The organism is Candidatus Thiodiazotropha sp. AKAK3, from assembly GCF_058244645.1.
The window spans coordinates 1-11,286 of the sequence record NZ_JBSYOQ010000078.1; the positions used below are offsets into that span (position 1 = coordinate 1).

General features: G+C 48.3%; 13 protein-coding genes. 2 read left to right on the forward strand and 11 right to left on the reverse strand.

From position 1 onward, the window contains the following. Positions 1 to 56: 56 nt before the first annotated feature. The 11 genes from thpR to AC4IE7_RS21455 all read right to left on the reverse strand — a co-directional run bounded on the left by thpR (position 57) and on the right by AC4IE7_RS21455 (position 9,236). On the reverse strand, positions 57 to 599 hold the full coding sequence (thpR, locus tag AC4IE7_RS21405; protein WP_490778917.1) for an RNA 2',3'-cyclic phosphodiesterase: 543 nt from the start codon (positions 597 to 599) through the stop codon (positions 57 to 59). Continuing rightward, complete coding sequence (gene pncC, locus AC4IE7_RS21410; protein ID WP_490778918.1) at positions 592 to 1,092, reverse strand: nicotinamide-nucleotide amidase; 501 nt, start codon at positions 1,090 to 1,092, stop codon at positions 592 to 594. The genes thpR and pncC overlap by 8 nt, the downstream gene beginning before the upstream one ends. Positions 1,093 to 1,305: 213 nt before the next feature. Continuing rightward, positions 1,306 to 1,581: an amphi-Trp domain-containing protein gene (locus AC4IE7_RS21415; RefSeq protein WP_490778919.1), complete on the reverse strand. Its 276-nt coding sequence runs from the start codon at positions 1,579 to 1,581 to the stop codon at positions 1,306 to 1,308. After that, a complete protein-coding gene (locus AC4IE7_RS21420; RefSeq protein ID WP_490778920.1) occupies positions 1,568 to 2,944 on the reverse strand; it encodes a metallophosphoesterase family protein in 1,377 nt (458 codons plus the stop codon). Before AC4IE7_RS21420 ends, AC4IE7_RS21415 begins: the two co-directional genes overlap by 14 nt. Further along, positions 2,934 to 3,638: a histidine phosphatase family protein gene (locus tag AC4IE7_RS21425; RefSeq protein WP_490778921.1), complete on the reverse strand. Its 705-nt coding sequence runs from the start codon at positions 3,636 to 3,638 to the stop codon at positions 2,934 to 2,936. The genes AC4IE7_RS21420 and AC4IE7_RS21425 overlap by 11 nt, the downstream gene beginning before the upstream one ends. A gap of 39 nt (positions 3,639 to 3,677) precedes the next feature. Continuing rightward, positions 3,678 to 4,649, reverse strand: coding sequence for a histidine phosphatase family protein (locus AC4IE7_RS21430; RefSeq protein WP_490778922.1), 972 nt, complete (start codon positions 4,647 to 4,649; stop codon positions 3,678 to 3,680). A gap of 59 nt (positions 4,650 to 4,708) precedes the next feature. Next, complete coding sequence (locus AC4IE7_RS21435; RefSeq protein ID WP_490778923.1) at positions 4,709 to 5,827, reverse strand: HprK-related kinase B; 1,119 nt, start codon at positions 5,825 to 5,827, stop codon at positions 4,709 to 4,711. After that, positions 5,824 to 6,714, reverse strand: coding sequence for a GAK system ATP-grasp enzyme (locus tag AC4IE7_RS21440; RefSeq protein WP_490778924.1), 891 nt, complete (start codon positions 6,712 to 6,714; stop codon positions 5,824 to 5,826). The genes AC4IE7_RS21435 and AC4IE7_RS21440 overlap by 4 nt, the downstream gene beginning before the upstream one ends. Beyond that, the gene (locus tag AC4IE7_RS21445) at positions 6,707 to 8,341 is read right to left on the reverse strand and encodes a phosphotransferase (RefSeq protein ID WP_490778925.1); all 1,635 of its coding nucleotides are present in this window, start codon (positions 8,339 to 8,341) and stop codon (positions 6,707 to 6,709) included. Before AC4IE7_RS21445 ends, AC4IE7_RS21440 begins: the two co-directional genes overlap by 8 nt. Position 8,342: 1 nt before the next feature. Then, entirely contained in the window at positions 8,343 to 8,831 is a 489-nt protein-coding gene (locus AC4IE7_RS21450) for an NUDIX domain-containing protein (RefSeq protein ID WP_490778926.1), read from the reverse strand. 42 nt (positions 8,832 to 8,873) lie between these two features. Continuing rightward, positions 8,874 to 9,236, reverse strand: a complete 363-nt coding sequence (locus AC4IE7_RS21455; RefSeq protein ID WP_490778929.1) for a diacylglycerol kinase — start codon at positions 9,234 to 9,236, stop codon at positions 8,874 to 8,876. A gap of 145 nt (positions 9,237 to 9,381) precedes the next feature. On the opposite strand from AC4IE7_RS21455, the gene AC4IE7_RS21460 reads away from it, so the two are divergent. Both AC4IE7_RS21460 and AC4IE7_RS21465 read left to right on the forward strand, forming a co-directional pair. Further along, complete coding sequence (locus AC4IE7_RS21460) at positions 9,382 to 10,197, forward strand: UDP-2,3-diacylglucosamine diphosphatase (RefSeq protein WP_490778927.1); 816 nt, start codon at positions 9,382 to 9,384, stop codon at positions 10,195 to 10,197. After that, the gene (locus AC4IE7_RS21465; protein ID WP_490778928.1) at positions 10,154 to 11,188 is read left to right on the forward strand and encodes a glycosyltransferase family 4 protein; all 1,035 of its coding nucleotides are present in this window, start codon (positions 10,154 to 10,156) and stop codon (positions 11,186 to 11,188) included. Before AC4IE7_RS21460 ends, AC4IE7_RS21465 begins: the two co-directional genes overlap by 44 nt. The last annotated feature ends 98 nt before the right edge of the window (positions 11,189 to 11,286 follow it).

An 11,286-nucleotide genomic window follows, 5' to 3' on the forward strand; every position in this document is an offset into this window, starting at 1 on the left:
ATGGCCCCACCCTACCTGTCGATATAAACTGTAGGGTGGGGCCATGCCCCACCACTTCACTGTTGGCTGTTATCCGATTGTTGTAACGGCCAACGATCCAATATTTGGTACCTATTCTGATTCGACCCGGGATTGTTCGAGGTTGCCAGAACGAACTCATTAACATCCCATTGAATAGCACTCTGCAAACGCCATGGTTGATGGTGTGGCACTTTCCGATAAAGAGTCACATGGGGACGATAGGGCCGCTGTTCCGGTTCGAATCCGCAACTTGTCAATCGATGTTTTAAATCATCGACCAACCGGGTTAATGGATGAGGTGTAGTTTCAGGTGCAGCCCAGACTATCTTAGGCCTTGGCCAATATCCGCTATGATCGATCTGCAGGGAGAAACTTTGCACATCCATCGAATCTGCTGCCTCTCTGATACAGGTGATCCGCTCTGCCCTCACCTGTCCGAGAAAGACTAAAGTCATATGCAGATCTGCTGGATGATGAGGACGCCCTTTTACGGATGGTCCCTGCTCCAGGCATTGATGTAGTTGATCCCGTACCTCAGCACTGGGCCAAAGGGCAAAGAATAGACGCTGGTCAGACATGCTTTAACTGTTCAATGACTGTTTCGAGTGCATGGATCACCGACTGCCGCCTGACCTGATCACGATCCCCTTTAAAACAGAGCTGATCCAACACGCTCTCACCGTTTGAAAACAAAAAACTGAAACAGACCGTACCGACAGGCTTTTCATCGCTCCCTCCCCCTGGGCCTGCAATACCACTGATGGCGACTGCAACATCCGCCCCGCTTTCATCTAATGCCCCCTTGGTCATCTCTTGAACTGTTTCCAGACTAACGGCACCAAATTGATTCAAGGTCTCCTGGTTGACGCCTAACATCTCATGTTTGGCTTGGTTGCTGTAAGTGACATATCCTCGGTCAAACCAGTCACTGCTGCCGGGGAGATCGGTCAAAACCTTGGCAAGCCATCCACCAGTACATGATTCTGCGACAACCATGCGATACGCCTTATGGCGCAGTAGCTTTGCCAGTTGCTGGATCAGGTCTGGTTGTATCTCTGCTGTCTCGATCATAAGCCATCTATGGCGGTTAATAGCACCTTACCGCAAAATTCTTTAAAAAATACCAAGCAAGGTAGCCTGGATGGAGTGCAACGGAATCCGGGAGAGCAGTGCGCCAATAATTCCGGATTCCGCTTCACACCATCCATGCTAAGGTTTGATTCGATCACCTGCAGTCTAAGATAGTTGTGACGAACTCAGGCCCTAGTAAGATGAGCGACTGATTCAACCCGATTTTACTTTCAGTTTTTTCTGCTTTTTCCCTTCACCATTAGCCGCAGTCCAGGTAATCCGAAGATTGAGTCTGTGTTTGTCAGTATCCTGTGATGCGGTCACTTTCAATTGTAATAAGCCATCAGGTTTCAACTCCATCTCACCCTCATCGTCACTAAGCACTAAGCTGCCTTTGCCTATCCCTTGAGTAATAGATTTCAATAAACTCTGTATTGAGGCTCTATCCTGAATTGATTCATGACGGAAATTTTTTTTACCCTGGCGCATGTGCTTTTCTCTTTATCATAATAGACTTCGGATCGAATACTTTAATCTGGGGATAGTCGGTACTGATTCCCAACACAAGTCTGTCGGGGTGAAAGATGGTCACTGCTGCCCCCTCACCTTTCAATCCCTCCTTTTTACGGGAGAGTCGATCAAGAGTTGCATCACACTCAAAGTTTAACAGCCCTTTGCGTAACATTATGCGTTGACCGTGATAACGATTGGCATGTCCATGCACAATCGCATAGATCCCTATTTCATGCATCAGTTTGACACCCTTGCGGGTCAACGGCATATCCACATCCCGATATTTTGTTCTAATCACATTCGCCAGAGGGCCGTAGTAAAACTCAAATATCTCATCATCGATATCCTCTTTGAATTGATTGTTCAGATATTTAACCCCCTTGCGATTGATCAGTTTAGCCATTCGGTCATCAATTCCCGCATGAACAAACAGAAAGGAGCCATGACGACAAGCCAATTTCATATCCCTGAAGAACCAGCTGAATTCACCACTCGACTTAAGAAACAGGGCCTGCCATTTCAGTACTGCCGCATAGACCTGCCGCAACGATAGCCCTGCCTTTTCACAGTCTGATTCAAAACTCTCTATCTTCTCTTTCAAGCGTTTTAGCTCTCTGGCCAGGCGCTTTTCTGGCATCACCCAACCAGCCATTTTAGGGAATTCAGTAAACCATCGCTTGGGAGGATAGAGCAAACGACGACAACTTCTGGTTGGGGGGATACCCTTCAATGCTGACTTGCCTTGCAGATACTCATCAGCAATCTCACGTAACATGGGAACCGCCTTACTTCCCATGCGAATAAAGAAATGATCGTGCCTTGGGTCTGCATCCATGCCTACAGAAGAGATGCCCAGCTTGATTCTAATATCATGATTTCCCGCCAATATAGAGACCCGGGCACCGAGCTTTCGTAAACGAGCTATCACCCTTAGTAATCTTAGATTACTTGGCCCTTTATCAAAGCAGTCACCGCCTATTACAAAACAGGCGTGACGACCTCTCTGGGTCAACTTTAAATCGCTATCTTTATCACCGGTTTTTCTGACACCACCAGATGCCACCAGAGAAGCGATAAAAGCATCAGTGTCAGCATGCAAGTCAGAAAAGAACATCAACTCTCGTTTAGGCCATTGCCACTTCTCCTTGACCAATATTTCATTGAGTAATCGTTCTGTTGAATTGCGCTGTCCTCTCTCCTTGACGATAGAGCGTTGTTTACCCAGTGGCCAGAGTTCGCTGGTGGTGGGTAAATCCGGTGTAATCCACTTCAGCCCATGATATTTTGGCAGCCGCTTATGATGGTGTTTTTTAGTTGTATTGTCAGCCTTAATCGACAAATGCCTCTCCTCGCGAGCGAACCTTCCACTCTCCGGTCAGATGACGCCAGGATCCTGCGTATCTTCGTTCTAAAAAAACAGGGCGGCAGTGGTACATACTCAGCGCTGCAATCTGATCAAACTCCATTACGCCCAAACGGTGTGCTGCATGTCGAAAAGCAGCACCATGGCCGACAAAAAGTTTCACTGTATCGGTCTCAACCCGCTGTTGTAGTTCAGCCATTCTATGATCTAAATGTTTGGCCACTCTTTCGCCTGCCTGCATCAATGACTCTGCGCCTTGCAAAGGCAATTGATATTGACTGTTCGATTTCCAATCCGCTGGAAGTTCATTGAAACGTGGGTCCAATTCTATTATTGACTCAATTTGCTGAAGTGTCAGGTTGGCAGCAGACCCCAGGCTACGTTCAGCCAGTTCATCAAATGATTCAATCCCTATCGGCGAAGAAAGAATATTAGTTAATCCTTCTCCTATTGCATCAGCAGTCTGCCAACCCCGCAGGAGTCGTGAGCTGTCGATCACCGGACATAGATCCCAGTTAAACATCTGCAGCGCCCCTTGTAACAGAGATACAGAACGCTTGGCCTGTTCTAATCCTTTATCTGTTAACTGAAACGGCTGCCAGGCGCTGGGGGTATTCTCTAGCTGATGGTATTCTCCGTGTCGTAAAAGTGCAGCGATTACTCTAGGCATAAGACACCAGAAAGAATAATTGTTCTCGCAATGGAATGGTCATCTCTTTTTCGAAAGGCGTTTTGCCAACTGTTTAATCAATGGTTTCAGCTCTGCCTGCTTAATGCGTTCAATGGCTTTTTCAGGTGACAACCACTCACGCCCACGATGGCGCTCTTCCCATTGATCTTCAGGGATCATTTTTTTAACCAGCATCGGGTAAACTTCCACTGAACATTCGGACCCCCATTTTTCATAGGTATAACTACCCAGAGAATCACGCCCCACATCACCCTCAACACCCGCCTCTTCAAGCGCCTCTTTCGCAGCTGAGGCTTGCAGGGTCATCCAGGGCTCACTTATCCCCTTCGGTACAACCCAATGCTTCTGCTTGCTGGATTTGACAAGTAGAATTTCAGCTTTCCCATCTTTGATGCGATAGGGAATCACTGACGACTGATTGTAGTAATAAGCAGGACGATCGCGCATCTCTGAACTGCTGTGATCTGGATATGGGAACTTTTTATCCAGACTGCTTGCGCGGATAATTGTGCGTAACTTTCCATCGCCAGGTTTCAGCTTCTGCCAATCTGATGGCATTTTTATTCTAGCAATTGTTGCAGTAGGTAAAAGCTTGCCATCCTTAGGTAGGGGTATCCGCTTACCTTCCAGATATTCTGTCAATGCCTCAAGACTTGGATTATGCCCCACCAACAAAACACGTTTGGCATCTTCGGGGATTTCCGCAAGGACTTTTAACAGATCATCGACCCTGGCAGCATAAATTCGCCGCTCTTGAATAATTGCATCTGCATCCTGCCCCATCACTTTGACAGCCTTTTGTGCTGTAATGATGGCACGTTCCGCTGGAGAGCTGATCACATAATCGGGTTGCAGTCGCTGTTGTAACAGCCACACTCCAATGCGTTGCGCTCCCCGCTTACCGCGATCTTTCAGGGGTCGTTTAAAATCCTCCACCAGCTCTGTCCAGTCAGACTTCCCATGTCTGAGTAACATCAGTTCACGCGCCATTGTCTCTATACCTCTTACATAGTTCCGGTAATTTTCACGACAACCCAACTCTTAATTGATCAACTGCCCCAGCGTTCAAAACACAATGCTGTCAGTGCTTCAAAATCGAGACGTCCCGTCACCTCATAAACACTGATCTCTTTCAGTAATGACTGATAGGGCTCTGTTGGCAAGGGGTCTTCATCTTCAAGAAACTGCCCCTGTCGATCCTGATAAAAAGGTCCGGGTGATTTCATGACTGCTTTCAATAATTCACTGCGCTCGCTAAGAACTACTTCATTTATCTCAACAGGTGCCGTCTCTTCCCGATTCCAGTTGAGGATCAACAGGCCAGCCAAGGGCACTGGTGTCGATGTATTGATTCGGCCTTTACCGTAGAAATGTTCAATATCAACATCGAATTTCTCTTCGAGATCCCACAAATCCTGTTTTGGCATCTGCAGAAGTTCGCTACGGCGGGGCTCATTGATTAAACTCTTCAGGCGCTCATTATTAACCACTGTACCGGGGTTGATACGAGGTAGCTTAGGTATCCCCACAGCCTCCACAGCAGATTCACCAGCTCTTAAAAAGAGCCTGTCATTGGTTAGAAAACAACTTTTTGGGTGTTCCATCAGATGGAGCATCAAAGTGGACTTCCCACCCCCCGAAAAACCGGCAATGGCCAAGGCATTGGTTCCCAGCATCAAACCTGCTGCATGGCTGATCAACCAATTCCGATGCTGCAGCCAGTTCATGATTTGCGAGTTTATGTAATTGATAAGCTGATTGTCGTACTGCAGACAGGGACCGGCTGCGATAAGCCGCTCCTGGCTCTGCAGAAACATCATTCCGGTGCGAACTTTCAGCAGAAGACGACCATCAGGCAATTCAATATAGGCATCCTTTCGACCGCTTTTACCAGGTTCCCGTTTCCAGTCCATGAAGGATAATCCACTCTCCAGCACATCACTCTCAATCGCAACCACCGTCTTCTCTGCCTTGTTTTGCTGCTGAGGAAGGTGGGAAAAATATTGTGACAAACAATTAAGAAGTGGCTGGCTGTTTGAAGCAATGGCGAGAGAATAATCACCCAGGCTCAGATAGAGCTGTTTTTCACACAATGTCTGGCCCTGCATCAATAATCTGGCAGCAGCTTCAGCATCTACTGGTAACGCGTTCTCTTTATGTTCACTCATGCAGACAACTCCTTCAGCACATAGGCGACATAGAGTTTAGGCACATCGATACCAATTCCCTTCAGCGCACCATGAAAGCCACCAAATGCAGAGACCTCAAACACCACTGGCCCTTGATCTGTCTCTGCCACATCAACAGTCGTAAAATCGAGTCCAAAGACCGCTTGGGCCTTGGTTGCCAATTCGACCAACTCATCACTGGCCTGATACCCTTCATAGCGACCGCCACTGAGGATGGTGGTATTCCAGGCTCCCTCTTTACCGACCCGCGCATAGGCGCCAAGATACTCGCCACCCAGGAATACCATTCCGAGATCCTTACCGGGTAGCTGTCGTCTCTTCTGGATATACATCACCGGATTCTGAGCTTGGAAATCGCTGATCTTTGTTTTCACCTGCTCAGCCCCAAGCTGACTCTCAATCAATGTCATCCCCCTGGCTTTAGTGGAATAGAGGGGTTTGAAAATTGCCGAGCCAAAGTGGTCTACTGTATTCACAGCCTCTTGAAGATCTTCAGTTATCCGGGTTTCAGGCATGGGAATATCTGCATTGTATAGGGACATAGTGCAACTGAGACGATCTATAAGTCGGATGATTCTTTCAACCCGACTGAACACCCGAACCCCTGCCCGTTCCAGTTGACGCAGCATCTCCAACCTGTCCAAAGTGTGGTGAGAGTATTCAGCACTGATCTTTTTAACCAGCAGCGCATCGAATTGAGTAAGATCCTCACCGCGATAGACCAAGCGACCCGTATCAAGCTCGGCCGTCACTTCCGCCATGTCGATTACCAGGCGATAACCGGTGGCCTCCTCCACTGCGTCAGCCAATGCCTCTGTGGACCACTTACCGGGAATACCAACAACCCCGATTTTAATTTTAACCAATGAATATCTCCTGAATCGGCACCTTGAACTGGCGCTTGGGTTTGGACGTTGTAACAAGCAACCGTTCCATGAGATAGACGGCGCGATAGAACATTGCCCTGGAAAGGGATTTGTCGAGTATGAAACGGGTTGAGCTGGCAAAAGAACGAATCAAACCCAATGCCAGTCGGATCTCAAAGGTTTCGTCATTAACTTTTCGCGCATAAGCACGGGCAAATAGATAGATACCCTGGCACAGGGCAGCAATACGTTGTCTTACACGGGGATCAAACGCTTGTAAGCGGTAATTCGAGACCATAAAAACAGTTATATCCTGCAGATAATCCATATATCGCGATCGGTGCAGATCGATAAAATTGATCCTTTTTTCATCTGGATCGTAGATAATATTATCGATGTTGAAATCACCATGGATATAGACTGAAAACGGAGCCCGAACATCCTCCTCGAACTGCTGAAGCTTTTCTAACAAGTTATCAAATGAGGGCAACTTCTGCGAACCAATTGACGCTCCGGTCTGATTGAATTCCGGATGTATGCTATAGACATCATCCATACGTTTGGCGAGCTGTTTCATATAGCTTGCTGAGACGGGCTTTTTGGTTCGGGTTTCACTCCACACCTGACCAAGCGTGTTGGTTAGATGATAAAAACTCTCTTCAAAAAGGCGATCTGAACCACTCAGTAGGATCTGTTCAAAGGTCTGTCCAGCCAGATGTTCGATCAATAATGCCGCTGAGTCACCACGCTTCTGATAGGCGAGTATTTTTGGCGCCAGCCCTGGGAATATCTCGTGCCAGTCGTTTACGCGCTGCTTCTCTTCCTTCAGTTTTCGTTTTCGGCCATCCTTGAAAACACCGTGATAACCAGGCTCACCTACACTGGCAACCGCATTGATCGCACTACCTGATTTGGTCTCTGCTATCGTATGAACCTGAAGATCCTCGTTATCATTGACAGCCTTCAGTTCAGTAAGCGATGCATTTAAAGTGTGGTAGCGATCGGTATTGAAATGTTGCCCCATGGAAGCGGAGATGATTGCCTCACTGATACGCAACAGTGCATTACCCATCTGTTCAATACTGCGTCCCAGCATAATCAGGGAGATATGGTCTGCGGGACGCTTATCTTTCTTCAGTTGTTTCGAATAGTTCAACAACTGCTTTTGATAAGCTTGATCGAGACGTTGCTCAACACGACCGATTTTCAGTGCCCGTCGGGTATCTTTTTCAGAAAGTGACGGCTCGATCATATCCAGGGCACTGCTCACTCTGTCCAACATTGATAGATACTTACCACGCTTCAGCAGGCGCCTTTGCTGAACCTGAAAACTTTGTAACATCGCCTCTCTGCTGAGTTCGGATATTCTCTCCAAATGAGTGGCAATATCTGCTACAGCCCGCAATAGCTGACTAGCCCCAGATTGAGCCTCAGTAGTGGAAATCTCCGACATGCAGTGGTTGTGAATACTCAGTCTGAGATTTTCGACATAACCCTGCCGTTCTATCAGGCGGGATGGCGGGGTAGTAACCGTAAGATTAAGATACTCCTTCAACACCGATAGATGTGAGCCAATCTCCACCAGAAGAAAATGTAGGTTTTCATTGATTGTTTTTGGTAGCGACATCTTAGTCGATCACTCCCAGGTAGAGTGGTTTATTGCCTTCGACCAAAGGTTGCAGATCGACACCAAGACTGGTGGGGAAAAGTGAGACATTTGCAAACTCCGCAAAAGGGAGCCAGACAACCTCTACCTGGTGTTTGTCGGGGTGCGTGCCAGACTTAGGCAGATAATCTTCAGACACTGAACAGGCAAATAAAAACTCGATCAGATGACGTCTTGTAGGGGGCTCTGTTTTACGTTGTTTAAAAAAATCGGCGACGCTGAGTAAACCGTTCACCTCAACAGTCGTACCAATCTCCTCTTCACACTCCCGTTGCAGAGCCTCAGTCAGTGTCTCCTGCACCTCTTGGCCTCCACCTGGCAAGGTGTACCAGACGCCCCTCTCTTGTGCCCATTTTTTCTGCATCAATACAGCCTCATTACGAACTATTACAGCGCGCACAGCATTGCGGATTGTGGCGTCCAATGCCATAGGTTCAGTTATCTGGTTCATAATTCAAGTCTGATGCATCACTCCTAAATTTGTTCTGAGAGGTCAGAAAAACAGCACTAATATCCAGCACAGGGCCACCAGTGACAGTGATACAAAGACTGAGGCCGAGCCCTGATCCTTGGCACGACCCGAGAGCTTATGATTCTCGGTGCTTATGCGATCAACGACGCTCTCGATTGCGCTATTGAGCAGTTCCACAATAAGTAGAATCAGCAGAGGCCCGACAAGCAGCGCCTTCTCGATACCAGTATCCCCCAACCAGAGCCCCAAAGGACCCAGAATGATCAGCAGCAGAACCTCCTGCCTGAACGCCTCCTCATTCTTGTAGGTAGACCGAAATCCCTTCATTGAGAAACGCATTGCGTTGATCAATCGACGGAGCCCAACATTGTTTTCGTTTTGCATCACCATAGTGCGGCTTCTTCTACCAGCTTAGACCTAAAAAATCGACCCTGTCATAAACAAATCATCATCCTCTCATAAAACTGCAACAGGAAACCACTAAGGTTCGCACACAGTGAATCGAGGCCAATACAAAGCGAGAAGTCAGATGGCATCACTGAAATATAGAAGCCTGTTTCTGTCCGATACCCATCTCGGTTTAAGAGCTGCCCGCACCGAGTACCTGCTGGATTTCCTTAAAAACACAGAGAGCGAAAATCTCTACCTGGTAGGGGATATTCTCGATTTCTGGAAAATGCGATCAGGATGGTACTGGCCATCTATCAATAACGAAATCATCAACTTGGTTATTAAAAAAGCCAAACAAGGGACCCGGGTGGTGTATGTCCCGGGCAACCATGACGAACTGCTGCGGGACTACCTGAACTTCCACTTTTCAGGCATCGAGATTCATCGAGAGATCATACATGATGCAGCTGACGGTCGACGCTTCCTGGTGCTGCACGGGGATGAGTTCGATGGTGTGGTAATGAACAACAAATGGCTCGCTCATCTCGGCAGTGATGCCTATGACCTGCTGCTATGGCTCAACCGCTGGTTTAACCTGGCAAGACGCCGCCTTGGATTCGGTTATTGGTCCCTCTCGGCCTACCTCAAACGCCAGGTCAAAGAAGCAGTTAAATATATCGGTAACTTTGAACATGCGGTGATCCAGACAGCCCGTGAACGGGATCTGGAAGGGGTCATCTGCGGACATATTCATCATGCGGTCATCAATGATCTGGAAGGGCTGACCTATGCCAACTGTGGTGACTGGGTTGAAAGCTGTACCGCCATTGCTGAAGAGACCGATGGTTCCCTCAAGTTGATCCATTGGGTCGACGAATCAATGCAACTACTGGATAGGAAAAAAGATCAATATGCGGATAGCGATACTGACGGACGCGTGGTACCCACAAGTTAACGGCGTCGTACGTACGCTTAACAAAACCATATCGATACTGGAGCAGTGGGGCCATGAGGTGCTGTGCATCAATCCGGAACTATTCCGCACGCTGCCTATGCCGACTTATCCAGACATACCACTTTCACTCTTTCCCTACAGTAAGATTAATAAGCTGTTAAACGAGTTCAAGCCCGATGCGATCCATCTCTCCACCGAAGGAACGATCGGTTGGGCTGGCCGCCGCTACTGCCTGCGTAATAACTTCCCATACACCACGACTTACCATACCCGATTCCCGGAGTATGTGCGTCTGCGTGCACCAATCCCTCTCTCACTCTCCTACGCCTTTGTCAGAACCTTCCATAGCAAAGCGGCGGTCACCATGGTTGCAACCAGTTCCATGAAAGCGACTTTAGAGGCGCATGGTTTCAAGAACCTCGAATATTGGACACGGGGTGTAGACATCGACCATTTCGTGCCCAGGGAGGAGAAAGTGCTCGATCTTCCAGGCCCTATCTCACTCTATCTTGGACGGGTCGCGGTGGAAAAAAACATCAAGGATTTCCTTGATCTCGACATCCCCGGTTCAAAGGTTGTTATCGGAGACGGCCCCGCCCTGGCAAGCCTGAAAGAGCAATACCCAGACGCCAGTTTCCTCGGTTACCGGAAAAATGGCGAGCTTGCCAGTTTGCTTGCCTCAGCAGACGTAATGGTCTTCCCAAGCCGTACCGACACCTTCGGCCTGGTGATGCTGGAAGCCATGGCCTGTGGCGTACCGGTAGCCACCTACCCGGTTGAAGGGCCACTGGATGTGATTAAAAACGGCCTCAACGGCTGGATGGACGAAGACCTCAAAACAGCCACCACCCGAGCCTTGGAAGTCGACAGGAGAAGCTGCCGTGAACATGCTGAACGCTACTCCTGGGACGCCTGTACACAGCAGTTTCTGGAGCTGTTACAGAAAAACTGCCCGGAAGGTTCAGTCGAAGCGGTAGAGAAAGTAGGTTAGCGGTACAAAAGAAGAAGTTCCAGATAGCTGGTCAATTGCTGAAACAGCGACCGGTGCGCCAGGGGCGGCACCCTACACGGGAATTTAGTAGGGTGCCG

Coding starts and splice junctions, on each gene's coding strand:
- AC4IE7_RS21430 (WP_490778922.1), bottom strand. CDS start 4,649: ATGGCGCGTGAACTGATGTTACTCAGACATGGGAAGTCTGACTGGACA.
- AC4IE7_RS21460 (WP_490778927.1), top strand. CDS start 9,382: ATGGCATCACTGAAATATAGAAGCCTGTTTCTGTCCGATACCCATCTC.
- thpR (WP_490778917.1), bottom strand. CDS start 599: ATGTCTGACCAGCGTCTATTCTTTGCCCTTTGGCCCAGTGCTGAGGTA.
- AC4IE7_RS21450 (WP_490778926.1), bottom strand. CDS start 8,831: ATGAACCAGATAACTGAACCTATGGCATTGGACGCCACAATCCGCAAT.
- AC4IE7_RS21465 (WP_490778928.1), top strand. CDS start 10,154: ATGCGGATAGCGATACTGACGGACGCGTGGTACCCACAAGTTAACGGC.
- AC4IE7_RS21415 (WP_490778919.1), bottom strand. CDS start 1,581: ATGCGCCAGGGTAAAAAAAATTTCCGTCATGAATCAATTCAGGATAGA.
- AC4IE7_RS21435 (WP_490778923.1), bottom strand. CDS start 5,827: ATGAGTGAACATAAAGAGAACGCGTTACCAGTAGATGCTGAAGCTGCT.
- AC4IE7_RS21455 (WP_490778929.1), bottom strand. CDS start 9,236: ATGCAAAACGAAAACAATGTTGGGCTCCGTCGATTGATCAACGCAATG.
- AC4IE7_RS21425 (WP_490778921.1), bottom strand. CDS start 3,638: ATGCCTAGAGTAATCGCTGCACTTTTACGACACGGAGAATACCATCAG.
- AC4IE7_RS21445 (WP_490778925.1), bottom strand. CDS start 8,341: ATGTCGCTACCAAAAACAATCAATGAAAACCTACATTTTCTTCTGGTG.
- pncC (WP_490778918.1), bottom strand. CDS start 1,092: ATGATCGAGACAGCAGAGATACAACCAGACCTGATCCAGCAACTGGCA.